General features: G+C 64.7%; 13 protein-coding genes. 7 read left to right on the top strand and 6 right to left on the bottom strand.

The features are described from left to right. Positions 1-59: 59 nt before the first annotated feature. The 3 genes from proP to VGN46_RS02295 form a co-directional block, all read right to left on the bottom strand. Entirely contained in the window at positions 60-1,550 is a 1,491-nt protein-coding gene (gene proP, locus VGN46_RS02305; RefSeq protein WP_331640197.1) for a glycine betaine/L-proline transporter ProP, read from the bottom strand. A gap of 323 nt (positions 1,551-1,873) precedes the next feature. Then, positions 1,874-2,902 carry a LacI family DNA-binding transcriptional regulator gene (locus tag VGN46_RS02300; protein ID WP_331640195.1) on the bottom strand — a complete coding sequence of 343 codons (1,029 nt, stop codon included), beginning with the start codon at positions 2,900-2,902 and terminating at the stop codon, positions 1,874-1,876. 64 nt (positions 2,903-2,966) lie between these two features. After that, positions 2,967-4,256, bottom strand: a complete 1,290-nt coding sequence (locus VGN46_RS02295) for a sugar MFS transporter (protein ID WP_331640192.1) — start codon at positions 4,254-4,256, stop codon at positions 2,967-2,969. Positions 4,257-4,627: 371 nt separating this feature from the next. Here VGN46_RS02295 and glk point away from each other — a divergent pair, with 371 nt between their 5' ends. From glk to VGN46_RS02280, 3 genes are all read left to right on the top strand, one after another. Next, the gene (glk, locus tag VGN46_RS02290; protein ID WP_331640189.1) at positions 4,628-5,653 is read left to right on the top strand and encodes a glucokinase; all 1,026 of its coding nucleotides are present in this window, start codon (positions 4,628-4,630) and stop codon (positions 5,651-5,653) included. Positions 5,654-5,772: 119 nt separating this feature from the next. Then, the gene (locus VGN46_RS02285; protein ID WP_331640187.1) at positions 5,773-8,508 is read left to right on the top strand and encodes a TonB-dependent receptor; all 2,736 of its coding nucleotides are present in this window, start codon (positions 5,773-5,775) and stop codon (positions 8,506-8,508) included. Between the two features lie 157 nt (positions 8,509-8,665). Further along, positions 8,666-10,942 carry a family 20 glycosylhydrolase gene (locus tag VGN46_RS02280; RefSeq protein WP_331640185.1) on the top strand — a complete coding sequence of 759 codons (2,277 nt, stop codon included), beginning with the start codon at positions 8,666-8,668 and terminating at the stop codon, positions 10,940-10,942. A 71-nt stretch (positions 10,943-11,013) separates the two neighbouring features. Here VGN46_RS02280 and VGN46_RS02275 read toward each other — a convergent pair whose 3' ends face one another. After that, the gene (locus VGN46_RS02275; protein ID WP_331640183.1) at positions 11,014-15,285 is read right to left on the bottom strand and encodes a DEAD/DEAH box helicase; all 4,272 of its coding nucleotides are present in this window, start codon (positions 15,283-15,285) and stop codon (positions 11,014-11,016) included. A gap of 149 nt (positions 15,286-15,434) precedes the next feature. Between VGN46_RS02275 and VGN46_RS02270 the strand changes: the two genes are divergently transcribed. From VGN46_RS02270 to VGN46_RS02260, 3 genes are all read left to right on the top strand, one after another. Beyond that, on the top strand, positions 15,435-17,645 hold the full coding sequence (locus VGN46_RS02270; protein WP_331640181.1) for a glycoside hydrolase family 3 C-terminal domain-containing protein: 2,211 nt from the start codon (positions 15,435-15,437) through the stop codon (positions 17,643-17,645). A 131-nt stretch (positions 17,646-17,776) separates the two neighbouring features. Continuing rightward, positions 17,777-18,547: a transporter gene (locus VGN46_RS02265; RefSeq protein WP_331640179.1), complete on the top strand. Its 771-nt coding sequence runs from the start codon at positions 17,777-17,779 to the stop codon at positions 18,545-18,547. 271 nt (positions 18,548-18,818) lie between these two features. Continuing rightward, positions 18,819-19,424, top strand: a complete 606-nt coding sequence (locus tag VGN46_RS02260; protein ID WP_331640177.1) for a hypothetical protein — start codon at positions 18,819-18,821, stop codon at positions 19,422-19,424. Between the two features lie 737 nt (positions 19,425-20,161). Here VGN46_RS02260 and VGN46_RS02255 read toward each other — a convergent pair. Together VGN46_RS02255 and mprF are read right to left on the bottom strand one after the other, a co-directional pair. Next, positions 20,162-20,962: an AcvB/VirJ family lysyl-phosphatidylglycerol hydrolase gene (locus VGN46_RS02255; RefSeq protein WP_331640175.1), complete on the bottom strand. Its 801-nt coding sequence runs from the start codon at positions 20,960-20,962 to the stop codon at positions 20,162-20,164. Then, positions 20,959-23,568 (bottom strand): bifunctional lysylphosphatidylglycerol flippase/synthetase MprF, encoded by a 2,610-nt coding sequence (mprF, locus tag VGN46_RS02250; RefSeq protein ID WP_331640173.1) that lies wholly within the window; start codon positions 23,566-23,568, stop codon positions 20,959-20,961. Before mprF ends, VGN46_RS02255 begins: the two co-directional genes overlap by 4 nt. Before the next feature lie 205 nt (positions 23,569-23,773). On the opposite strand from mprF, the gene VGN46_RS02245 reads away from it, so the two are divergent. Next, positions 23,774-25,699 carry an LTA synthase family protein gene (locus tag VGN46_RS02245; RefSeq protein ID WP_331640171.1) on the top strand — a complete coding sequence of 642 codons (1,926 nt, stop codon included), beginning with the start codon at positions 23,774-23,776 and terminating at the stop codon, positions 25,697-25,699. Positions 25,700-25,767 lie beyond the last annotated feature (68 nt).

Genomic DNA, 25,767 nt, shown 5'->3' with positions numbered 1-25,767 from the left:
GCTTGCGCGCGATGGGTCTTGCCGCGAGCACCCATCGCGCGCAAGCGCGCTCCTACAGGTCAGGCGAGTCGTGCATCAGGCGCCGCGTCTTCAGGCAACGGAGGTAGCGCCTCGTCGACCGTCAACGGCGCATCGCTTGCTAGCAGCTCTTTGGCTTCCGCGTGGTCGGCCACGGCGGGCGGCGAGCCACGTAGCGGGAGGCCGGCGGTTTCAGTGACGAACAGCATGGTGATGACGCCAACCACGGCTGCGCCCATCAGGTAATACGCGGGAACCAGCGGATCACCCGTGCGCTCCACCAGCCACGCGGTCACCAGCGGCGTGGTGCCGCCGAACAGGGATACCGAGACGTTGAACGCGATCGACAGCGCGCTGTAGCGCACGGGGGTGTAGAACAGCGCGGGCAGGGTCGAGGGCATCGTGCTGGTGAAACACACCAGCGCCACGCCGAGCAACATCAGGCCGGTGAAAATCCATACATCGTTACCCGTGCCGATAAGTAACATGCATGGCACCGCGAGCATGAAGATCGCTGCACAGGCGCCGATAATCATGGGGCGGCGGCCGAAGCGATCACTGAAACGACCGCCCACGACGTTCAGCGGCATCATCACCAGCATGACGATCAGGATCAGCAGCAGGCCTTTGGCTTCGCTGTAGCCGAGGGTTACCGTGAGGTAGCTCGGCATGTAGGTCAGCAACATGTAATCGGTGACGTTGAAGACGAGCACCAGGCCGATGCATTTGAGTAGCTGCGAACCATGGACGGACACCAGTTCGAGCAGGCCGATGCGCGGTGTCTCGCCCGTGGCCTCCATGGCTTCGGCATGCGCCTTGAAGGCGGGTGTCTCTTCCAGCTTCATTCGCATGTACAGGCCGAGCAGGCCCAGGGGGCCGGCGATCAGGAAGGGCACACGCCAGCCCCACGACAGCATCGCCTCACTGCCCAGCAGCATGCTGAGCGCGGTGACGAGACCCGCGCCGGCTATGTAGCCGCCTAGCGTACCGAACTCCAGCCAGCTCCCCATCTGCCCGCGGCGCGCATCGGTTGAATACTCGGCGATGAAGGTAGCGGCGCCACCGTATTCGCCGCCGGTGGAGAAGCCCTGCAGCAGGCGTGCGAGCAACAGCAGCGCCGGAGCCCACAAGCCGATTCGCTCATAGCTCGGGATCAAACCAATCGCGAACGTGCCCATCGCCATCATGATCATGGTGGCGGCGAGCACGCGCTGCCGCCCAAAGCGATCACCGAGCGGGCCGAACACCATGCCGCCGATGGGTCGGACGAGGAAGGCAACGGTAAACGTGGCGAAGGTCGCGATCACCTGTGCCGTGGGGCTGCTGCCGGGGAAGAACACGTGACCGAGCGTCACCGCCAGGTAGCCATACACGCCGAAGTCGAACCACTCCATCGCGTTGCCCAGCGCGGCGGCGCCCACGGCGCGCTTCAGCATGGACTCGTCGACGATGGTGAGGTCGTCGGGCTTGAGATGTTTGCGGCGGCGGGTGAACCATCCGAAATGGGCGTCATGCCCGGCAGTCTCCTGCATCGTGCGTGCTCCTGTTTCTCGCGGACGTGCGGGCACGCAACAGCGTGGCCGGGGCTGACCGTCCTGGGGATAAGGGATGCGCTACGCGAAACGCGGCGCTCGGCGCGGTCCGCTCTGGGGGACACGCGAAATACCCACCTCAAAGGCACACGCAAGCGGCGCGCGCAGTGGATATCCCGAGAAGATTAACAAACGCGTCGTTAAGAGGACGTGCCCGAGGCACATGGATCCATCTGTAGGAGCGCGCTTGCGCGCGATGGGTGCTCGCGGCAAGAACGATCGCGCGCAAGCGCGCTCCTACAGGGGATCTGGAAAGCGTTCGGTTACAAACGGCGAGGTGCCGTGGAGCCGCGTACGACGAGGTCGGGGCTGAAGCCTTCGTTGTCGATGGGCGGTGCGTCGTTATCGCGTTCGATTTCGGCGATCAGGCGCTGCGCCGCGTGGCGGCCGATTTCCTCGGTGTTCTGCCGGGAGGTCGTCAAGGCGGGCCACGATTGCTTGGAGAACGGGCTGTCCTCGAAGCCGGCGATGGACAGCTCCCACGGCACATCGACACCGCCAGAGCGCGCGGCGGCCAGTACACCGGCCGCGATTTCATCGTTCGAACCGAAGATCGCCGTCGGCGGATTGCGCAGCGCAAGCAGCTTGCGCGCACCACGGAAACCATCGTCGAACGAGTAATCGCCTTCGACGACCAGCGCGGTGTCGACCTCGATACCGTACTCGCGCAGTGCATCCTCGTAACCCTGGTAACGCTCGGGGCTGGAACGATGCTCCTTGCCGCCCCAGAGGAAACCGATGCGGTGGTGACCGAGCTGGATCAGGTGTTCGGTGATGGCATAGGCCGCGTCGCGGTCATCCACGAAGACACAGGGCCAGCCATCCTTCGGATCCTGCCGGGCGGAGATGATCCGCACGAACGGGACGTTCTGCTCGGTAAGCAGGGCAAGCAAGCCAGGCCGCTCGGACATGGGCGGGCACAGCACCAGCCCGGCCAGGCGGTTGCGCCGGACCAGGTCGCCCAACTGCTCGGCGAGCCGCGGGGCTGAGGAATCGCACGGGTGGATCTGCAGGCCGAAGCCGCGCTCACGGCAGACGGAAAGGACCCCGTTCTGCATGGCGATCACGTAATGGGCGTTGGGGTTGTCGTAGACCAGCCCCAGCGCGTAGGTACGCGAGCTACGCAGGCTGCGCGCGGCCTGGTCGGGTTGGTAATCCAGTGCCTCGATGGCGCGCTGCACCTTGTCGCGGGTGCGCGCGTGCACGGAGGGTTCGTGGTTGATGACACGGGAGACGGTCTTCAGCGACACGCCGGCCCGTTCGGCCACGTCCTTGATGGTGGGGCTACGCATTCACGACCCTCGATAGCAGGACGGCCATCCTAGCGGATGGCCGTCACCGAGCGAAGACGGGTTATCAGCCCTTGGTATGCTGGCCGACCTTATGGCCTGCCGCGCCGTAGTAAAGGATGTACAGGTAGCACGGCACCATGATCGCCAGGAACACGAGCTGGAAGTCGTGGCCCTGCTTCAGGTGGGCAAACAGCTGCGGGATGATCGCGCCGCCGGCGATGCCCATGATCAACAAGGCCGAGCCGAACTCGGTCAGGCTGCCCAGGCCCTTGATCGCGAGCGGGAAGATCGCCGGCCACATCATGGCGTTGGCGAAGCCCAGCGCGGCGACGAAGGCGACCGAGGTATATCCGGTAGTGACATACGTGCCGATCGAGAACAGCACCCCGAGCACCGCGGAGAGGGCCAGGTACTTGTGCTGCGAGATCACCTTGGGGATCAGGACCAGGCCGGCGACGTAGCCGATCAGCATGGCGAACAGGGTGTACGAGGTGAAGTGTTTGGTGTCCTCGGCGGTCATGCCGAAACCCTGGCCGTAGGTGCCGATCGCATCGCCGGCCATCACTTCCACGCCGACATAGACGAACAGGCAGAGGACGCCGAGCCACAGGTGCGGGAAGCTGAAGATACCGCCCTTCGCATGGCCGATAGCGCGCTCGGAGTTATCAGTGGTGGCGCGGATCTCCGGCAGCGACGAGCGTACGACCCAGATCGCCAGGACGACCAGCAGGCCGGCCATCGCGAGGTACGGCATGTGTACCTTCGCGGCAAAGGCGTTGAGCAGCGCTTCCTTCTCCTCTGCCGAACCGGCCGCGGCGATCTGCTTGTCGAAACCGCCGATGTTGCTCATCACCACCCAGCCGAACACGAACGGGGCGAGCGCGCCGGCGATCTTGTTACAGATGCCCATGAAGGCGATGCGCTGGGCCGCGCTGTCGATCGGGCCGAGTACCGAGATGTACGGATTCGACGCGGTCTGCAGCAGCGAAAGACCGGCGCCGATGATGAACAGGCCGGTGAGCGCGCCGGGATACACGCGCATGGTCACGAACTGGCCGAAGGTGGCCGCGCCGATCGCCATGACGAACAGGCCCAGGCCCATGCCCTTCTTCATGCCGGTCTTCTTCAGGATGAACGACGCCGGGAGCGCGAGGAAGAAGTAAGACAGGTAGAAGGCGCTCGGCACCAGGAAGGCGCCGACATCGTCCAGGTTGAAGGCCAGCTTCACGAAGGTGATCAGCGGGCCATTAAGCCAGGTGACGAAGCCGAAGATGAAAAACAGGATGCCGATGATGATCATCGGCCCGACGCTCGAATGGCGCGTCTCGCCGACGGCGGCCGTGGTGGACGACATGGGTGTGTTCCCCTTTCTGATGTTTGATGCCGCGGTTTTGTCCCTTTATTGACTCGTGCGAGCAACGTTGTCAATCCGCGATGGGGCGGCCGGTGCGGCCAGGGTGGCCCGTGATGACTTTCGATGTCGCGCCGCCGCAAGCCCCTGATCCTTCGACCTCGATGGCTAACGGAGGCTCCGCCGCACTGGGTTTCGCGGTTTCCCCGCGAGAGTCGTAAACGTTTCCTGTTGCAGCGCACGACGGAAACCCCGGTGTCCTAGCCATTTGTCCTGTTGACAACGTTGTCATACGGCTCACAGACTGCGCCGAAACGAGGGGACGTCACGGAACTTTAATGTGACGGCATTCGCAAGGACACAAGGGGCAAGGCGTGGGTGAGCAGGCGAACAAGCGGGCAGCGGTGCATACGACGCGGTCGGAGGCGTTCATCGCCGCCGACGTGGGCGGTACGCACGCACGCATCGGCCTGGTCCGTCCCGAACTGGCCGGTGGCACGTTCGAGGTCCTGCGCTACGAGCGTTACGCCTGTGCCGACTGGCCGAGCCTGACCGCCGTGCTCAAGGATTTCGTCGGGCACCTGGAAGGCCAGTTCGCCGTGCAGCATTGCGCGGTGGCCAGCGCGGGGTATGTGCTGGGCGATGCCATCGTCAACGAGAACCTGCCGTGGCCGGTCTCGATCGGCGATATCCGCGAGAGCCTGCATCTGGCCGGCCTGAGCGTCGTCAACGATTTCGAAGCGGTCGCCTACGCGTGCCAGTTCCTGCGCGATCACGAGACCACCGCGATCATAGAGACCGCCGCGGCGCCGTCCGTCGGCCCGATCCTCGTGATGGGCCCCGGCACGGGCCTGGGCTCGGCCGTGCTCCTGCCCGGCAAGCCGCATGCCACCGTGCTGCCGACCGAAGCCGGCCAGATCTCGCTTGCTCCCGGTACCGGCCGCGAAGCCGCCATCCTGGCCGAGCTCGCGAAAAGCCGCGATTACGTTTCCTACGAGGCCGCCCTTTCGGGTCCCGGTCTCGTAAACCTCTATCAAGCCATTTCGACGCTGCGCGGTACCGCCGCGACGCTCGCCGAACCGTCCGCTGTCACCAGCGCCGCCCTCGCCGGGAACGATCCCGCCGCGGTCGAGGCGCTGGATGTCTTCTGCGGCCTGCTCGGCAGCTTCGTGGGCGACCTTGCCCTGCTTTACGGGGCCCGCGGGGGTGTGTTCCTGGCCGGCGGCATCCTGCCCCAGGTCCGCGAGTACCTCGCCACCAGCAGCTTCGCCGACAGGTTTTTCAACAAGGGCGTTATGCGCGCCTTTCTCCAGCAAGTGCCGGTACGTCTGATGGACCACGGACAGTTGGGTGTGATCGGTGCCGCCGGTCTCTACCTGCACGGTTCGACTGCTCATTGAAGAGCGGGAAAGGAACGCAGGCTCAGTAAACCACCGGGCCGAAAGGCCCTTCGATAGCAACGAAAGCGAGGCGTGGTCGCGAAACCCGCCGTAGCTACATCCTCTGAGGGGAGGACACCATGTCGCATCGTAGGAACCTGCTCACGGCGAGCATCATCGCCGGACTCTGCTGTCTCACTGGTACCGTCGCCGCGCAGGATGCGTCGACACAGGACCAGCCGCGCCCGCAGACCGCCCAGCAAAAAGCTGACGCCGCCAAGGCGGCCCAGCTCGAGGGCATCACCGTCACCGGCATCCGCGCCAGTCTCGAGAAGTCGCTCGATACCAAGCGCAATGCCGATGCCATTGTCGAAGCCGTCACGGCCGAAGACATTGGCAAGTTCCCGAATACCAACGTCGCCGAGGCGATGACGCAGATCCCGGGCGTCACGATCGATCGTCAGTTCGGCCAGGGCGACCGTGTGTCGATCGACGGCACCGATCCCAGCCTCAACCTGACCTTCCTTAACGGCCAGCCGGTGTCGCAGACGCCGTGGCAGTACGGCGCCCAGCCGAATCGCGGTTTCGACTTCACCATGCTCGCGCCGGAAATCGTCGGCCGCCTGGAAGTCTACAAGTCGCCCGAAGCTCGCCTGACCGAAGGCAGCCTCGGCGGTACCGTGCTGCTGCATACCCTGCAGCCGCTCGACCTGCCGGCGAACACGATCCGTGGTTCGTTTGGCCTGAACTACAACGACCAGGGCACTGCTGGCACCCGCCCGAACGGTTCGGCCCTGTATAGCTGGAAGAACGCATCCAGCACCTTCGGCGTCATCACCTCGCTGCAGCATTACGAGGAAAAGATCGACCGCCAGGGCTTTGAAATCTTCAGCTACAGCCCGGTCTCCAAGTGGGCCGCGAGCCCGGCCGTGGCCGCTGGCATCGCCAACGGCTCGCTTGACCCGAACGCCAAGGTGCCCGATGAGGTCAACTCGGCATGGTTCCAGCAGAAGCGTAAGCGCGATACCGCGACCCTTGGGTTCCAGCTCCGCCCGACGGACAACTGGGATATCGACTTCAACAACCTGTTCGTTCGCGAGAATTTCGATAACTGGAACCAGTCGCTGTACCCGTTCACCGGCGCGACGCCGGGTAACGTGACCAGCTTCAACCAGGGCCCGAACGGCGTGGTCACCGGTGGTCATGTCTGCGGTAACGACGACCCGACCTGCCCGGCGATCGCGCAGGGCACGTTCGATAGCAACATCCGCAAGTCGGTGGTGCGCACGGTGGCCCACGACCTGAAGTCGACCTTCCACGGTGACGGCTGGCAGCTGGCTGGCGCGGCTGGTTACAGCAAGGCGATCAACAACAACATTTCCCAGGCCGTGATGGAGCCGGTGTACGCCGGTGGTTACACCTGGGATATCAACAAGGGCTTCAACTTCGACAGCCCCGCCGCCGCCCGCGACCCGGCCAACTGGCACATGGGTGACGTGGATGGCCTGGGCGGCTGGCCCGGCAACTACGGTTCGTACTCGGCGCACTCGCGTGATACCTACGCGCAGCTGGACTTCTCGAAGTTCTTCGATTCGTTCATCAACGAAGTGGCCGTAGGTTACCGCTGGAACCGTCACGAAGAAGGCATGAACGCGCATGTGTATGGCGGCAACGCGCCGACCAACCTTGCCGACCTCGGCTTCGGCGGTTACACCGATACGCTCGATGCGCTGAATGGCCTCGATGGTTCGGCGAGCCATGTCATGCCGGACAAGGAGGCCCAGTACAACTGGGTGCGCAACACCAACGGCGGTAATGAAGACCCGGGTACGTACCTCAACGGCACGTACAAGCTGGTCGAGAAGACCAATGCCGCGTACATCCAGGCGAACTTCGCCGGTGGTGGTTTCCACGGCAACTTCGGCTTCCGCTACGTGGATACGAAGACCGACGGTACCGGCTTCAACTACAGCGGCGCCCCGGTGCTGCCGGCACCCGCCGGTTCGTGGCAGACCTCGTCGCGCACGACGAAGAACTGGCTGCCCAGCCTGAACGTGGCCTACGACCTGACCGATGACATCATCCTGCGCGCGGCTGCCGCCAAGGTGATCGCACGTCCGCCGTACAACATGCAGGTCAACAACCTGTTCCTCAACGACTCGGTGCTGACCGGCTCGGGTGGTAACCCGAACCTCAAGGACTACAGCTCGAAGAACTACTCGGTTTCCGGTGAGTGGTACTTCGCGCCGCAGTCGTACCTGGCGCTGACGGGCTTCCTCAAGCAGATCGACAACTACACCGTCGTCGATTCGGCCAATGAAACCCAGTTCAACTCGGGCCTGGTGAATGACCCGACGACGTTTGCCCGCCAGGTGGCACAGGGCCTGTGCACCCCGGATGGTTTCTGCCAGTACTCGATCAGCCGTCCGCGCAACACCGGTTCGGGCAAGGTCCGTGGCGGCACCATCAGCTACCAGCAGGCGTTCTGGGATACCGGCTTCGGCGCGACCGCGAGCTACACGTATGCCAAGGGCACGCTCGATTCCGGTGGCGCCCTGCCGTACAACTCGCAGAACGCCTACTCGATCAGCCCGTACTACGAGATGGGTCCGTTCAGTGCCCGTGTCACGTACAACTGGCGCAGCAAGTACCTTGCCGGCGGTTACATCGCCGGTGCGCCGCCGGCCACCACGGCCGATTACGGCGACCTGGGTGCGACCCTCGGCTACAAGCTCAACAAGAACGTCTCGTTCACCCTCTCGGGCATGAACCTGACGAACGAGGAATACAAGCAGTACCTCACCGTCACCTCGATGCCGGTGGCGAAGTACACGACCGGCCGCCGCTACATGGCTTCGGTGCATTTCGACCTCTAAGCGTTAGCGTCATGGCTTGGCGGCCACGGATGGCCGCACATAACCCTCGAAGCTCCAATTCCCCTCGGGCCCGTCGATCAACTTGCCGGGCCCGCTTTTTTTGCCGGGTCTTTACGGACACAATCGACCCCTCGCGTTAGAAACGATGGAGTCCTTGATGCGCCGTATCCTCCTTCTCGCCATGGCCACGGGCCTTGCCGCCTGTGCCAGCCAGCCGAGGCAGAACACCGCTCCCGTCGATACGACGCCGCTCTCGCTGATCCCGATGCCTGCCCAGGTGGCCCGCATCCCGGGCCGCTTCCACCTCGGTGCGACCACGAAGATCGCCACCGCCGCCGGCGACACCCAGGCGAAGAAGGTGGCCACCCAACTCCAAAGCTGGCTGCGCCAGGCGCGTGGCCTCACCCTGCCTATCGTCGAGGGCAAGGCTGGATCGGATACGATCTGGCTGCACACCGAAGCCTCGGTGAAGGGCATAGAGGCCTACACGCTCGACGTGGATGACAAGGGCGTGCGGATCGCCGCCAATGATGAAACCGGCCTGTTCTATGGCGCGGTCACCCTGTGGCAACTCGCTACCGACCCGGCCGCCCAGAACGGCCTTCCGGGTGTCCATATCGTCGACAAGCCGCGCTTTGAATGGCGTGGCCTCATGCTCGATTCGAGCCGTCATTTCCAGTCAGTCAGCGAGATCGAACACTTGCTCGACCAGATGGCCATGCACAAGCTCAACACCTTCCACTGGCATCTCACTGATGACCAGGGCTGGCGCCTGCAGATCGAGAAGTACCCCAAGCTGACGGACGTCGCCTCGTGCCGCACGCCAGTGGGGCCGGATATCGCCCTTACGGGGGGTGCGGACAAGCCCTATTGCGGCTTCTACACCAAGGAAGAAGCGAAGCAGATCGTGGCCTATGCCGCCGAGCGGCACATCACCGTGGTGCCGGAGATCGAAATGCCGGGCCACGCCCAGGCGGCGGTGGCCGCGTATCCGCAGTTTGGTGCGGGCAAGAAACACACGGTTTCAGCGGACTGGGGCGTCAACACCGCCCTGTTCAATGTCGACGATGGCACCTTCACCTTCCTTGAGGATGTGCTCGACGAGGTCATGGAGGTCTTTCCCTCTACGTACATCCACGTCGGTGGTGATGAAGCCGCCAAGGATGAGTGGGAGCATTCGCCCAAGGTGCAGGCGAAGATGAAGTCGCTGGGCATCGATGACGAAGAGAAGATGCAGGGCTGGTTCGTCGCCCGCATCGGCGAGTATCTCGAGCAGCATCACCGTCGCCTGATTGGCTGGGACGAGATCCTGGATGGCAAGGTGCCGGCCAGTGCGACGGTCATGTCCTGGCGTGGCACGAAGGGCGCGATCAAGGCCGCCAACGCGGGCCATGACGTGGTGATGGCGCCTTCGCCGAACCTCTATATGGACTACCTGCAGTCGAGTCTGCCGGATGAGCCCGCGGGTCGCCCGAACATCCAGTCGCTCGAGAGCGTCTATACGTTCGAGCCGGTGCCGGAAGGTATCCCGGCCGACAAGGCCAGCCATGTGCTGGGCGAGCAGCTCACCCTGTTCACCGAATACCAGCCGAACTGGCAGCGCGTGCAGCACGCCCTGTTCCCACGCATCGCCGCGGTCGCGGAACGCACCTGGACGCCGATACCGGACTGGAATGGCTTCCTTACCCGTCTGCCGGCACAGTTCGCGCGTTACCGCGCCGCGGGCATCATGCCGGCCGACAGCGCGTTCGCCGTCGCGATCGATGCGAAGCCGGCTGGCGCCGACAAGGCCACGGTCACGCTGAGCAGCCAGACCGGCTTCGGCAAGATCCGTTACTCGACCGATGGCACGCCGCCCACGGCACAATCACCGGAATACACCGCGCCGTTCGATGTTGCGCTGCCGAGCACCGTGCAGGCCATTACCTTCGTCAATGGGTTCGGCGTGTCCGGTCCGCGCGCCGCCACGATCGATGCGAAGTCACTGCTGCGACGTAACAGCGACCAGCTCGCCACGTGCAACGACAAGCTGCCGGTACGCGTGGAATCGCCTACGCTGATCGATGGCGTCCGCCCGGTCTACAAGGTGGACATCATGGATACGTGCTGGATGTGGAAGGGGGTGAAGCTGGATGGCCGCTACGGCGTTGCGATCAGCGTGAATCGCCTCCCCTACAACTACGCGCTGTGGAAGGACGCCGCCCATATCGTCTCGCGCAAGGCGAAGTCGCGCGATGGCGAGATCGAGATCCACCAGGACACCTGCGACGGCCCGAAGCTCACCACGATCCCGCTGGCGAAGGCGAAGGGTGGCCCAGCCACGCTCGATGGCATCCTGCCCAAGCGCGAAGGCACGCACGACCTGTGCATCGTCGTCACCGGCAAGCCCGGCCCGTCCACGTTCTGGGTTATCGGCGACGTGCAGCTCCGGTAAAAGCATCGCGCGCAAGCGCGCTCCTACAAGGGTTTCGGCCACTCTGTAGGAGCGCGCTTGCGCGCGACCGGTTACGCGGAAACGCGCATATCCGCACGACGCTGCAACGCACTCCGTGCTTCCCGCTCTTCCTCCGCCGAAACCTCACCCAGCACGACAAACTTCCCCGCCACCATCGCGGCCAGCGGTATCCCGTTGCGAATGGCGATGCGGTTGCCGATGTTGGCAGGCACCTTCGTCCCAGCGACGATGCCGCCGATAAGGTTAAGCGGATCGGTGCCAGCGATGCACACGATCTCGTCATCATGCTCACGATGCCGGATCTGCCGCAGCGCCGACAACGCTTCAGGCAACGCGAACTGCTCGCCCACCAGGCCATCGACGAAGCGCCCGCCGCGGATTTCGCCGCGTGCCTCCAGCCGGTGATAGACGCGGCGCAGGTCGCGCCATGCCGGCAGCCACGCCGCTTCGCGTTCCAGGATGCGCCAGCTCACCACGCCATAACGACGAAGCAGCGTGCGCGCGATGTGCTCCATACCGTCGGCATCGGTGCGCTTTTCGCGCGAACGTCGCGCCAATGACCAGCGACCCGCATCCTCGATGCCACTGAGCATATGCCGGCGCGCGCGTCGCGCGCGGCCGTTGTTGCGTTTTGCCGAAGGCAATAGCAGCGCACGCAAGCCGGCGAAGCTATCCGCGGTCACGCGCCCGGCAGCGACCAGTTCGCCGAGGGCATCCTCAAGTTCAGTACGTAGCAAGCGCGTGATCGATGCGAGCTCATCGAAGAACAACGCACCCTCGTCGCGTAAGGCTTCTTCCACCGCCTCGGCGCGTGACGAGAGCTTCAGTTCGTCGGATGGCGCGGGCGCGGCGGCCGACCACACCGGTAACTGACGGCGCGGCAGCAGCACGATAGGCGTGGCACGCACGGAGCCGCCGCTACCGGTTCCCAGGCGTAGCCGGCTCCACACGACACGGCCCGCGCGGCAGAGATCGTCGAGCCAGCCGATGCTGTAATCGTTGACCCGGGAGGGCAGCAGTTCGGATTCCCAGGCACCGGCGGCAGCCTCGAAACCTTCAAGCTGGCCGATGACGCCCGCCAGCGCATCCGGTCCGGCGACCTGCGTGGCATGGGTGACGTGCTGCCAGTCGAGCAGGAAGCGCAGGAAGTCGCGCGGGGCGACCGGTTCGATCTCGCGACGCAGCCGGCCGATCGTGTAGCGATGGATGCGCGCGAGCAGGTGGCGCTCGCACCACTCCGTGGCGGTCGCGCCTGGCGAGAACGGGCCACGCATGACGTAGCCCTCGCTCTCGAGCGAGGCCAGCGTGATCGCGACGTCGGCGTCATCCACGCCGAGAGTCGGCGCAATGTCGCGTTCTTCGACGACACCCAGGCCACCCAGGCGACCACGGACGACATCGATCAATGCCGCTTCGCGCGTCCACGGCTGTGCCGCGTACTCGGCCGGTGCGGCGATGGCCGGCTGCATGGCAGCGTCCGGATGGATCACCTGCCACGCGGGCAAGCGTTCGGCCGCCACCCATAGCGCGGCATCGCCCGCGCAGAACAGCGTGGCCCGGGCATCCTTGGCCAGTGCCTGCAACAGATTCAGCCAGCCATGGTCGCGCGCCTCTTCCGGGGTGACCGCGCCCAACATCATCAGCGCCTCGTGCATTTCATCGGCGCTGCGCGCTTCGGGCCACGCCTCTTCGCGTACCGAGTCGATAGCGTCCGCATCGAGGCGGCCGAGGTCATCGGCGCTTTCCGCTTCGTTCCACCGGCGCGACTGCACCGCCTGCGTGCGGCGCTCTTCCAGCGGCGCATCATCGAGGAAGGCGTAGGGCGCGGCGCTGAGCACTTCCGCCGCCAGGGGCGACGGCGTGGCGAGATCGCGCGCGACGACACGGATGCTGCCGCCTTCCATGCCGCGCAACACGCCCAGCCAGCCTTCCGTGTCCATGGCTTCGTGCAGACAATCGTCCAGCGTCTGGTTCACCAATGGATGGTCCGGGACCTCGCGCTCACCCACGATGTTCTCCAGGCAGGCGACCTGGTCGGGGAAGACGGTGGCAAGCAGGTCTTCACTCTTCATGCGTTGCAGCTGCGGCGCGACCTTCTTGCCGCCGCTGAAGCGTGGCAGGGCCAGCGCGGTGGTGGCATTCCAGCGCCAGCGCACACCGAACAACGGTGCATCGAGCAGGGCCTGGATGAGCACATGCTCGGCACTCGCGGAATGCAGGTAGCGTGAGACTTCTTCCAGCGGGAAGCTGTGGCTGGTGGAGAGCGACAGGATGATGGCGTCCTCTGTCGCGGCGGCCTGCAGTTCGAAATTGAACTTGCGACAGAAGCGTTTGCGCAGGGCCAGGCCCCACGCCTTGTTGATACGGCTGCCGAACGGCGTGTGGATGATGAGCTGGGTGCCGCCAGATTCGTCGAAGAAGCGTTCCATCACCAGCGTATCGCGCGTGGGCAAGGTGCCCAGCGCCGCGCGGGCGCGGAACAGATACTCGACGATCTGCTCGGCGGCGGCTTTCAGCATGCCCAGTTCGTCCATGAGCCAGCGCATCGCGGCATCGCGCCCCCCCTGGTCGAACTTCGCCGCGATATCCGAGCGCAAGCGCGCCACGCCGATCGAGAGTTCATCCGTACGTCCGGGTGCTTCGCCGAGCCAGAACGGGATGTTCGGGGGCTGGCCCTGCGCATCTTCGACCCGCAGCCGCCCCATCTCGACCCGCAGGATGCGATACGAGCGGTTGCCCAGCTGGAACACGTCACCGGCGAGGCTTTCGATGGCGAAGTCTTCATTCACCGTACCCACGATCGTGGATTGCGGTTCGAGCAGCACGTTGTAATCGCCGGTCTCGGGGATCGTGCCGCCGGAGGTAACGGCGGTGAGCCGCGCGCCACGCCGTTCACGCAGGCGCTTGTTGACCGCATCGCGGTGGATGTACGAGCCGCGCGGACCGACCCGCGTACTGAAGCCATCGGCGAGCATGCGCACCACGTCATCGAACGTCCCGCGTTTGAGTTCGCGGAACGGATAGGCGCGGCGGATGAGGTCGTACAGTGCGTCCTCGTCCCATTCCTGGCAGGCCACCTCCGCGACGATTTGCTGTGCCAGCACATCCAGTGGCTGGTTCGGCATGATCAGCACATCGAGTTCGCCGCGTCGCACGCAATCGAGTAGCGCCGCGCATTCGACCAGGTCGTCGCGCGAGGTTGGGAACAGCCGCGCCTTGGGTGTGCCGCCGACGGCATGGCCCGCGCGGCCGGCGCGCTGGAGGAACGCCGCGATGGAGCGCGGCGAGGCGATCTGGCAGACCAGGTCGACGTCGCCGATATCGATGCCCAGCTCGAGCGAAGCCGTGGCTACCAGGGCGCGCAGCGAGCCCGCCTTGAGCCGTTGCTCGGCATCGAGGCGCTGTTCGCGCGAGAGACTCCCATGGTGCGCCGTGACGGCGTCCTTGCCGAGGCGTTCCGACAGGTGGCGCGACAACCGTTCGGCCATGCGCCGTGTATTGACGAAGACCAGCGTGGTCCGGTGTTGTTCGATCAGGTTACCGAGCCGGTTGTAGACCAGCTCCCACATGTCGTTCGACATCACCGCTTCCAGCGGGACGGGGGGTACCTCCAGGGCGAGATCGCGCTCGCGCACATGGCCGATATCCACGATGGCGCAGTCGTCGCCACCGGTAAGGAAGGCGGCGACTTTCTCGATGGGCTTTTGCGTGGCGGAAAGGCCAATCCGCACCAGCCGTCGCTGGGCCAGCGCTTCCAGGCGCTCCAGCGATACCGCCATGTGGCTGCCGCGTTTGCTGGCGGCCACGGCGTGGATTTCATCCACGATCACTTCGCGCACGTTGCGTAGCATGGCGCGCCCTGACTCGGAGCCGAGCAGGACGTAGAGTGATTCCGGTGTGGTGACGAGGATGTGCGGCGGCCGCTTGCGCATGCGCTCGCGGTCGGCGGACGGGGTGTCGCCCGTGCGTACCGCGGTGCGGATCTCGACATCGGGCAGGCCTTGCTTGCGCAGCTCCTCGCGAATCCCGGCCAACGGTGCTTCGAGGTTGATCCGGATGTCGTTCGACAAGGCCTTGAGCGGCGACACGTACAGTATGGTGGTGCGATCGCGGAGCCCACCTTCGTCCACGCCTTCGCGTACCAATGCGTCGATCGCAGAGAGGAACGCGGTGAGCGTCTTGCCTGAGCCGGTCGGCGCGGCGACCAGGGTATGCCGGCCGGAACGGATGGCTGGCCACGCCGCGACCTGCGCCGCGGTCGGCGCAGGGAACGTGGCTTCGAACCACGCGGAAACGGCAGGATGGAAGGCGCTGAGTGGCATCGACGTTTGTGAATTCATTCAACAACATAGATGGGGGCGAAGGGCGCCGCCGACAAGCAGCGAAGGTACACCGGAAGCGTCTCGCGGGTTGCGATGAAAGCGTTACTGCACCATCTTGGGCCGATACGTTCACTTTAGGATGCTTGAACATGGTTGATACCGCTCGCCGCACCGCCCTCGCCTTCGCGATCACCGCTGGCCTTGCTGGCGCGGCCGCCGCGGCTACGCCGCCGGCGCACCCGTGGATGGACCGTTCGCTCTCGGCCGACAAGCGCGCCGAGCTGCTGGTCGCGGCGATGACGGACGATGAGAAATATCGCCTGATCCGCACCGACTTCGGCATGAAGAGCGACAAGCACCCGCAGCCTGAGGGAGCGCTGGGCAACGCCGGCTTTATCCCCGCCATGCCGCGTATCGGCCTGCCCGCGATCCAGGAGACCGATGCCGGCCTCGGCGTCACCCGTCCCGGTGTCGACAACGCGGGCGCAGTGTCGCTACCCGCCGGCCTCGCGACGGCGGCCAGCTTCGATCCGGCCGTGGCACACGCGGGTGGCCGCATGATCGGCGGCGAAGCGCGTGGCAAGGGCTACAACGTGCTCCTGTCCGGCGGCGCGAACCTGGCCCGTGACCCGCGCAACGGCCGCAACTTCGAATACGCCGGCGAAGACCCGGTGCTGACCGGCCTGATGGTCGGCGCGACGGTGAAGGGCGTGCAGGAGCAGAAGATCGTGGCCACCGTGAAGCACTTCGCGGCCAACGACATCGAATCCGGCCGCAACACCATCAGCTCGGAGATCGATCCCGTCGCCCTGCGCGAATCGGACCTGCTCGCCTTCCAGCTCGCCATCGCCCATGGCGACCCGGGCTCGGTCATGTCCGCCTATAACCGGGTGAACGGCACATACTCGGGTGAGGACGACTGGCTGCTCAACGAGGTACTCAAGAAGGAATGGGGCTTCAAGGGCTGGGTGATGTCCGACTGGGGCGGTGCGCACAGCGCGGCCAAGGCGGCGAATGCCGGCCTCGACCAGCAGTCCGCGGGTGAGGTCTTCGACGCCGAGGTCTTCTTCGACAAGCCGCTGCGCGAGGCCGTCGCCAAGGGCGAGGTCAGCAAGGCGCGCCTGGACAACATGGCCCAACGCATCCTGCGCAGCTTCTTCGTCCACGGCGTCATGGATAACCCCGTGCCGGTGAAGGCCGCCAAGGTGCCGTACGAGGCCGACCGCGTCGTGGCCCGGCAAACCCTGGAAGCCGGCGCGGTGCTCCTGCGCAACCAGGGCGCCCTGCTGCCGCTGGCCAAGGGTCAGTCGGTCGCGATCATTGGCGGCCACGCGGACAAGGGTGTGCTCGCCGGCGGCGGCTCGTCGGCGGTGAGCGATGTCGCTGGCGATCCGGTACCGGGCCTGGAGCCCACCGGCTGGCCGGGCCCGGTGAAATACCACGCCTCCGCGCCGCTCACATTCATCGGCAAGCGCGCCAGCAAGGTTTCGTTCGATCCGGGTACCGATCCGGTCACGGCGGCCAAGGCCGCCGCAGGCGCCGATGTCGCCGTCGTCTTCGTCACCAAGTGGGCGGCGGAATCGTTCGATACGCCGGATCTGTCGCTGCCGGATAACCAGGACGCGCTGGTCGCCGCGGTGACCAAAGCGAATCCCAAGACCATCGTGGTGCTCGAGACCAACGGCCCGGTGAAGATGCCGTGGCTGGACCAGACGGGCGCCGTCATGCAGGCCTGGTACCCGGGTTCGGGCGGCGGCGAAGCGATCGCCCGCCTGCTCTATGGTGAAGTGGCACCGGGTGGCCGCCTGCCGCTGAGCTGGCCGAAGGATGAGTCGCAGCTCCCGCGCGCCACGATCCAGGGCGCGGGCCTCAACAGCAAGGAGAAGCCGGCCGACACCATCGATTACAACATCGAAGGCGCGGACGTCGGTTACCGCTGGTACGAGAAGACCAAACGCCAGCCATTGTTCGCGTTCGGCTACGGTCTCACCTACACCTCGTTCGACTACAGCGGCTTTGAAGTCGGCAAGGACAACGCCGGCCGCGTTGTCGCGCATGTGCTGGTGAAGAACACGGGCAAGACCACGGGTGCAGACGTACCGCAGGTGTACGTCACCGGCCCCGAAGGCGGCACCCGCCGTCTCGCCGGCTGGACCAAGGTCACGCTGAAACCCGGCGACAGCCGCCGCGTGGACATCCCGCTGGAACCCCTCGCCCTGGCCCGCTGGGACGATGCCGGCAAGCGCTGGCGCATCGCCGCCGGTACCTACCAGCTGAAACTCGGCCGCTCAGCCGAAGACTTCGCCGCCGACGTAAAACTCGACCTCCCCGAAAGCTACCCGGTAGTCAAAGCCCCTTAACCCCGCTCTATGTAGGAGCGAGCTTGCGCGCGGTAGATCTTGCCGCACGCCCATCGCGCGCAAGCGCGCTCCTACAAGAGCACCGCGATCTTCGCGCGACGCCGACGCGGCTGCTTGTCACAATGCGCCGCATGAACCTGCGCCCCGCCATCGCCGCCACCTTCCTTTTCGCGCCCGCCATCGCCCTGGCCGATCCGCCGGACTTCGATCGCCCCGGCGCCGGCTTTGCCACCAGCGTGTTGCCCGCGGGCACGGTCGCGCTTGAACAAGGCCTGCCGACCTACGAGCGCCAGCGCGACGATGGCTTCCTCGACCGCACCTATACCGCCGACAGCCTCATCCGCATCGGCACCGGTGGTCCCTTGGAATTACAGATCGGCGGCTCGGCCTGGAACCGCCTTGAAGAACGCGGCCAGGGCTCACGTCGCCACGCGGTCGGCCACGGCGACACCAGCGTCGCGATGAAATACGCACCGGCCGGCGCCCACGCGGATGGCGCCTTCAGCTGGGCCGCCCTCGGCGAGGTCACCTTCGCGAATGGCGATGAGGATTTCGGCAACGGCGCAAAGCAATACAGCCTCGGCACCACGATGCAGTGGAAGCCCAGCGATGCAACCCAGAACACGTTGTACGCCAACGTGGATCGCCTCAAAGGCCGCAACACCTGGACGCTCGCGCCCACGTTCGGCCGCAAGATCGGTGAGAACTGGATGGCGTATGTGGAAGCCGATGCGATCCACGATGCCGATGATGGCAACGAACTGCAGGCTGGCGGTGGCATTGCCTACGCTATCGGCGACCACGCGCAGGTCGATGCTTACGCGCTGCATCGTATTGGACAACATGGGCCCTCTGTCGTCGCGGGCCTGGGTGTTTCGGTCTTCTTCGGTCGCGCGCAGTAAGCGCTAGCGGTTGTTCCGCCGCATGGCGCGAAACAACAGCACGGTCAAGACGAGGCCAATAAGCAACCCCATGCCTGCGCCATAGGTCGCGCCGGCCTTCTCGCCGACAAGCCAGCCAATCCCGCACCCAAGAAGCATGAAAATCGGAAGGGGAAGACAGCCCATAACCTGATCCTACCTGGCGGATTTGCCTTGCAGACGATGCCTGAGACGGCACCTAACGTGGAAGCCCACCCGGGATTGTCGGGTAGAAGCGATAGGCAGGTCATGGATGTTTGTCCCGAAGGTGCGCTGGCGCGATGCTCGTCGGTGGGAAAAATGGGAGCCTCGTGTCATCAATGGCACGAGGTACGCGTTTGATCATTTACTTGATTTCGACATGACGTTGTCGCGCCCGCCTCGCGGCCATTTGCCTGCGCTGCGAATTCCCATCCGGGTCGTGTTCGACTGCCATGTCGTGACCGAAAGTACCGAACTGCATTCGTCAGACAACCCTCGGGCAGACGCTTCGTCGTGGGTCGACTCGGGCGGCAGACTGCGCCGTTTTAATCCTGGTCGATACATCCGATCGTTTCGGCTTCGCACTTTGATAAAGGGGCTGACCGAAGAGAACGCGAGGTGCTACGTAGCGAGCGCTCACAACTATATGGTTTACGAACATACGACATTGGAAGGAAGCAGCGAGTACTACCAGGTCTACTTTGATCTCTACCGCCCTTCCGGCGAGCCCCGTCTGGTCATGTACGTACAGAGCGCCTACGTGAAAGACCACCCGACAGCGGCCAGTCGACGACACGCCAAACCATTCGCCATGTTATGCGCCGAGAAAGTGGGTGCTATTCCCACGAAACCTAAAGGCAACAAAAAGACCCCGTAAGGGGTCTCTTTGACAACACGTGAAGCGGGACCGATTCCTCTTACCCAGCGATTGCTGGACCCGTCGAAACGGGTGGGCGGCTCCTCCCATCGGCTAGGGAGCCTCATGTTTGAGATGTTACTGGATCGGGAAGCTCAGTCAACGAGCGACGTCCGATCCCGCGTGTAAGACATGGCCCTCGCGCTCACGCGGAGGGCCATGATGACCGTCCCTGGGTCTGATGGCATATAACCACCTACACGCGGCCCGGCTAAGCCGGCGCGGCGCTATCGCCGATGAAGGGGGGGATCGATCCTGGCGCTAGGGACGGACGGCATCCTGCCGTCGGATCGGTCATCGGCGACGCGCTAAGTCTTACTTACGGCGATCCGCCAGGGATATAGGAGGATTCTTAAAAATGGGCCTGATTTGCTCTTCGGCCCTTTATCGCAGCCTGCCGTTCAGGCAGGCGTACGCGTATCGCGCTGCGGGCGCGCTGGCGCCGGCCGGGGATGCGTGGTCGGGCGAGGTGCTGGGCGGGCCTGTTGCAGAGGCACGGGCAGGCCGCGGCTGGCCAGCGAACGTAGCGCTGCACAATCCGCCGTGCCGTAATCGCGTTTTCCCGGATCTCTTTGCATGGCGCGTCTCCTGCTAGTCCCGCCCGAACCTGCAGAGTGAGCGCGCCAGGCGAAAATTTCGGTGGCACCGACGTGAACATTCAGTGACAGCCACTGCCGTTCCGAATCGGCTAACCCACGTTAAGGCGGCGTGGAGGCCTTGGGCGACAAAGTCTTCGGCGGCATGCGCGAAATCAGCTCCGTGGCGAGCTGTTCATAGTTTTCATCAAAGTGATGAGAGCCCGGTTTTTTGTACACCGTAACGAACGTCGGTAGCTTCGGGTCCGTGCAGCCGCTGTCTTCGCCATCCTCGATGCCGTAATAGCAGGCCATGGGCGGCTTTCCACCCAAGGCTGCGATCGGCGGCATGGCATCGTAGTGAACGACCGGATTCAGCCATTGCAGGAGGTTGTGGGTGTGCGTCGTCCACCAGCCCTGCTGCATATAGCCCTCGAGTTCGATCTCGAAGTTCACGTCCCGGCTGGCCGATAGCAACACCAGCTGGGAAAGCCGGTCACGGTTATCCGGGCGTAGCTTGCCCACCAGGCTCGGAAGCACGTCGGCGCCAAAGGAGTAGCCCACGAGCAGGATCCGGGTCTTGCCCCATTGTTTCGTATACATATCGAGCAAGCGATCGAGATCGTGCGCCGAGGTTACGGGATCGCGGTAACGCCAGAAGTATTTGAAAGTGCTGAGGCCCACGACCGGGATACCGCGCTGGGTGAACACCGCGCCCAGGCGCTGGTCGAGATCCCACCAGCCACCATCGCCGGAATAGATGACGACCATCAGGTCTTCCTCGCCGGTGGGCGGGGCCTTCAGGGCAGGCAACTCGACGGTCGCGCTTTCCAGCGAGGCACGGCTCCATGGGTGCCAGGCCAGCAGACCGGCGAGAAGCAGCGCGATGAGCGCGAGGATGAGGTTACGGAAGAGCTTCCTCACCGACGGACCACCCCGCCCAGGCCACCGGAGATAAGGCTGGCCACGTTGGCGAGGGCAAGTGGCAGCGCGATGCCGCCGGGGACGGCGATGTAGCGCGGCTCCCACTCCGGGTCGAACTTGTCTTTATAACGGTGCAGACCGCGGAAGTTATAGAAGCGCTCGCCGCGGCCGAAGACCATGGCACCGAAACGGCTCCACAACGGCGCGGTACGGCGATTCTGCAGGCCCGACAACGGGGCCATGCCAAGGTTGAACCAGCGATAGCCGTTGGCTTTCGCCCACGTCATCAGCTCGATGAACAGGAAATCCATGATGCCGGCAGGGCCTTCGGGCAGGTGGCGCATAAGATCGACGGAAGCTTCTTCCTTCGACTCGGTAAGGAACATGTTGGCGAACGCGACGAGCTCTTCGCCCTGCCAGATCACCGCCATGGGCGTGCGTGAGAGATACGTTTCATCCCACAGGCCCAGCGAAAAGCGCTTTTCGCGGACCTTCTTGTCGCGCATCCATGCATCGGAGACCAGTTTAAGCCGTGGCAGGAACGCTGGCACGTCTTCGATCGGAATGATTTCAAGGCGCAAGCCGTCGCGCGCGAGCTTGTTCACCGTACCGCGCAGGGTCTTCTTGGATTTGCCATCGAGGTTGAAGGTTTCCAGGCGGACCCGGGCTTCCTCACCGATCTTCAGCAGGTTCATGCCGACTTCGAGGTACAGGTCGAGGTCTTCCGGGCGGACCTGGTAGAACAGCGGCCAGCCACCCGCACGCTCGCATTCCTCGCGAAAACGCCAGACGAGCTCACGACGTGCCTCCTCGTCCTCACCGACGGGATCGCCCATGGCGACCCAACTGCGCCCCTCGATGTCGTACATGATGAACGCACGGTCATCGGGCGCGAACATCAAGGTCTTGTCGGCGACCAGGGCCAGGTGCGCCTGGGCCGAACTGAACTGCTTCAGCAAGGGCATGGCGCGGCTGAGTTCCGCATCATCTGGCCTGCTCAGCCGTGCGCGTGCAGGGCGGATGAGGTTGGCCAGCGCAAATAGCATGACCACCGCCGCGGCGCCGACCAGTGCACGCAATGCGCGCGGCGCGCCGCCGTGGCGGAAGCTGAATTCCCACCACAGGTTGTTGCTGTATTCGACGTGCTTGAAGCTGAAAAAGACCAGCCAGGTCGCACAGGCGAAGACGGCGGCGATCGCGATGACCCAGCCGGGTGAGAACGTCGCGCGGAACAGCGAGGCGCGGCGGTAGAAGTGGCGGTGGGCTGGCGCGAGCGCGAGTGCGAGCAGGGTAAGCAGGGTGGCCTCTTCGTAGTCGATGCCCTTGAGCATCGAGAGCACGGCGCCGAGGATCAGCAGGACCAGGGTGAGCCAGTACGCCGCATCGAGGCGACGCTGCAGGCCGCGCGAAAGAATCAGCAGAAGCATGCCCACCACGCTGGAGAGGAAGTGCGAGACCTCCACGAGCGGTAGCGGTACGAAGCCGCGCAGGATCTCCATGCGCCCGGGGATCGCCAGCGTCGCGCCTGAGAACAGCAGCACCGCGCCGCAAACAAGGGTCAGTCCGGCGAAGAACGGCGGCAACAGCCCGGCGAACCAGGGGGTGATCAGGGCGGCGTGGCGCAGGGCGCGCAACTCGCGGACGATCACCATGACGGTGGCCATGCACAGGGGCAGCAGGTAGTACACGGCGCGATAAGCCGCCAGTGAACCAAGGATCGGGGCTTCGAGACCGTGGTTGCCGGTGGCACCGAACCCCGCCAGCATCACCGCCTCGAACACGCCCAGGCCGCCCGGGACATGGCTGATCAGGCCAGCCATCTGGGCCACCACGAAGATGGCCAGGAAATGGCCAAACCCGCCGACGATGGCTTCGGGCATCAGTACATAGAGCACGCCGGCGGCCAGGCCCCAGTCCAGTGCGCCCACCAGGATCTGCCGTGCGGCCATGTCGGGGGTGGGCGAGGTGATCGCCCAGCGCCAGACCCGGATCGGGCGGCGCACGAAAGCGGCGATGGCGAACCACGCCAGCGGCACCGCGGTAAGCACGATGGCCAGCGGGATGCGGAACTGGGAAAGGGGCACTTCCGGCGGGATCGGGACGAACAGCAGCGTCGCACCGGTCAGCGCTGCCAGGCCCAGCCAGAAACTCAGCGTGGTGTAGAGCACCACGCGGGCGATCTCGCCCGTGGTGAGGCCAGCCTGGATATAGAAGCGGTAGCGGATCGATCCCGAGACCAGCAGGGACATGCCTAGCGCGTTCGAGAAAGCGTAGCTGATGAACGAGATCAGGCCGACCCGCTTGGGCGGTAGGCGCTTGCCGACGCTGGCCAGGCCGAACCAGTCATACAGGGTCATGACGGCGAAACCCGCGGCGGTCAACAGCACCGCCAGGCCGATATCCGCGTTCGGCAGGCTATGGACGTAGGCGCCGATCTGCCGGTAAGTGACCTCGCTGGCCATGAGGTGCAGCGCCCACAAGGCCAGGCACAGCAGGGCTACCGATAGCAGCGGACCGCCCACCCTGCGCAGCAGGGTGGCGTAAAGCGCGCGCTTGCCCGGTGGGGGGAGGTTAGGCAACGGCTCCGTGCTTGATTCGTGCTCCACGGTGCCGCGGCTCCAGATCTGGCTCGTAAGGTCGTGTAGGGTGCCACAGAGCGCGCCGTGGCGGCAGGGAGATGTGTTGCCGGCAACGCGCATCGTGACATTGAAAGCTGGCGCTAAGGTTCGGGAAAGGGACCCGTAAGCGCGGGTTCTTACGCTTTTACGACAAAGCTGGCCATGCCGCCGGCTGGTTTCGTCGCGAGGCACCATGCAATCTGCGTTTCCAGCGCTGCGCCAGCGCTTCCGGCCCCTGGCCTGGTACGGCGTGTTGTTCCTCGCCGTCGCCTTCCTGGTCCGGCTGATCCTCCTCATCAAGACCGGCAAGGATGTCCCGCACACGGCAGGTGCGTGGCTTTACGTCTTCGGCGTCGGCCTGGCCTACGACCTGGTCACGTTCATCTACATGGCCTGGCCCCTGTTGCTGGTCTTGTGGCTGCTGCCGCGCCGGGCAGCCATGTCGTCCTGGGGGCGACGGATCTTCCTCGGCTTCGCCTGGGTGCTCTCGTTCGCCACGCTGTTCGTTGCGGTGGCCGAACTGGTGTTCTGGGGCGAGTTCAGCGCGCGCTTCAACTTCATCGCCGTGGATTACCTCGTCTATACGCACGAGGTCGTGGGCAACATCCAGGAGTCGTACCCGATCGGTACCTGGATCACCCTTATCGCCCTGCTCGCGGTAGGCATCGTCTGGCTCAGCCGGCGCAAGCTGGCGCTGGGTGACGATGGTTCGCGCTTCGCCGGCCGTAGCGCCGTGGTGCTCGGCTGGCTGGTGGCGACGGTCGCGGTCAGCTTCGCGGTGGATGCGTCGATGAGGGACGGTCAGCGCAACCAGTACATGAATGAGCTGGCCGGTGATGGCACCTACGAGTTCTTCGCGGCCTTCCGTCAGAACGAGCTCGATTACGCCAAGTACTACCCGTCCCTGCCGAAGGACCAGGCCTTCGGCGAGCTACGCACGCTACTGAAGACGCCCGATGCGACCTTCACCAGCACCGACCCGATGGACATCACCCGGCGCATCGATAACGTGGGGCCGGAAAAGAAGCTCAATGTCGTGCTGATCAGCGTGGAGAGCCTCTCGGGTGATTATGTCGAGGGCCTTTCAGTCAGCAAGCACAAGCACCTGATGCCTAACCTGGACGCGCTGGCCTCGAAGAGCCTGTTCTTCACCGAGCTTTACGCCAACGGCACGCGCACGGTGCGCGGCCTGGAGGCGCTGGCATTGTCGGTACCGCCGACGCCCGGCGAATCCATCGTGAAGCGCCCGGGTAACGAAGGTCTGTGGTCGCTGGCCGATGTGTTCAATGCGAAGGGCTACAAGTCGGAGTTCCTGTACGGTGGCTACGGCTACTTCGACAACATGAACCACTTCTTCTCGACCAACGGCTACGAGGCCGTGGATCGCGAGGCGATCGCCGACAAGGACATCCACGCGGAAAACGTCTGGGGCGTGGCGGATGAGGATCTGTTCACCCTGGTCATGAAGCGCATGGACGATGCCTATGCGAAGGGCGAGCCGTACTTCGGCCACGTGATGACCACCTCCAACCACCGGCCGTTTACCTTCCCGGCGGGCCGTGTGCCGTTGCCGCAGGGCTCACGCCGTGCGGCCGTGCAGTACACCGATTGGGCGATCGCCGATTTCCTGAAGCGCGCTGCGACCAAGCCCTGGTTCGACGACACGATTTTCGTGATCACGGCGGATCACTGCGCGACCAGCGCCGGCAAGACCAGCCTGCCCGTGGACCGGTACCACATCCCGCTCTATATCTATTCGCCGAAACATGTGGCGCCGGGCCGCGTCGATCGCCTGATGAGCCAGATCGATATCCCGCCGACACTGTTGGGCATGCTCAATTTCAGTTACACGTCGCGCTTCTACGGCTACGACCTGTTCAAGCTGGAGCCCGGGCGCGAGCGCGCGTTCCTGAGCACTTACCAGGAACTGGGCTACCTGCATGGGGGCATGCTTGCCTCGCTGGTACCGCGCCAGCCAGTGAAGGAAATGTTGCCGCAGGAGGTGACGGGTGATGCCGCGCCGGTGGCCAGCTACGACGACCAGAACGCGAAGGACGCGATCACCTATTACCAGACCGCTGCCTACCTGTTCACCAACGGCCTGATGAAACGCAAATAACCCGGCTGTTGTAGGAGCGCGCTTGCGCGCGATGAGGCTTGTCGCGAGCACCCATCGCGCGCAAGCGC

The sequence above is a fragment of the Luteibacter sp. genome (assembly GCF_036500425.1).
In the GTDB taxonomy this organism is placed as follows: Bacteria; Pseudomonadota; Gammaproteobacteria; order Xanthomonadales; family Rhodanobacteraceae; genus Luteibacter.
The sequence above is the reverse complement of the archived record's forward strand: the minus strand, read 5'-3'. Positions and strand labels throughout refer to the sequence as shown.